2 rRNA genes are annotated in these 844 nt (G+C 59.2%); both read left to right on the top strand.

Annotated features, from left to right (window positions below):
• Window positions 1-405 (top strand): 23S ribosomal RNA (locus tag KTQ83_RS11860); the annotation flags it as partial.
• 170 nt (window positions 406-575) lie between these two features.
• Window positions 576-692, top strand: a 5S ribosomal RNA gene (rrf, locus tag KTQ83_RS11855).
• Window positions 693-844 lie beyond the last annotated feature (152 nt).

Raw genomic sequence — 844 nt, 5'->3', positions numbered from 1 at the left:
CTCGATGTCGGCTCGTCGCATCCTGGGGCTGGAGCAGGTCCCAAGGGTTCGGCTGTTCGCCGATTAAAGCGGCACGCGAGCTGGGTTCAGAACGTCGTGAGACAGTTTGGTCTCTATCCTCTGCGCTCGTTGGAATGCTGAGGAGGCCTGCCCATAGTACGAGAGGACCTGGGTGGACGAACCTCTGGTATGCCGGTTGTCACGCCAGTGGCACGGCCGGTTGGCTACGTTCGGAAGGGATAACCGCTGAAAGCATCTAAGCGGGAAGCCTGCTCCAAGATAAGCATTCCGTGGAACCTTCGAGTTCCTGTAGTCCCCATGCAGAACACGTGGTTGATAGGCCGGACGTGGAAGCCCCGCGAGGGGTGGAGCCGACCGGTACTAACGGACGAAAGGCAACACTAACATTCCAACCCCTGGCGGTTGGACCGCATCTTCCTCCTGCAAACGGCACCAGACGGCAATGAGCATTGTCTGGCCACAAGACGAAACATCGACATATCCGCGTCCGCTGTCCGGTTCCCAGGCCGCCACAGGCCGGCAGACCCCAGCGTCTGACCGTACAAGAGAAGATTTGCGGCGGCCATGGCCCAGGTGAGACGCCCGGTCCCATTCCGAACCCGGAAGCTAAGGCCTGGCACGGCGATGGTACTGCACCCGACAGGGTGTGGGAGAGTAGCACGCCGCCGCATCACACGTACAGGAAGCCCCTCGGAGCACACGCCCCAAGGGGCTTTCGCATACCCGAAACCAACAAGATAAGACACCGACAAGACATAGGCTCTCGCACCTAGGGTGTGGCCGAATCGAAAGCATATAGAAGAGAGAACCCTCTTTTTTTTTT

Source organism: Holdemanella porci (genome assembly GCF_019052655.1).
Taxonomy (GTDB): Bacteria; Bacillota_I; Bacilli_A; order Erysipelotrichales; family Erysipelotrichaceae; genus Holdemanella; species Holdemanella hominis.
The sequence above is the reverse complement of the archived record's forward strand: the minus strand, read 5'-3'. Positions and strand labels throughout refer to the sequence as shown.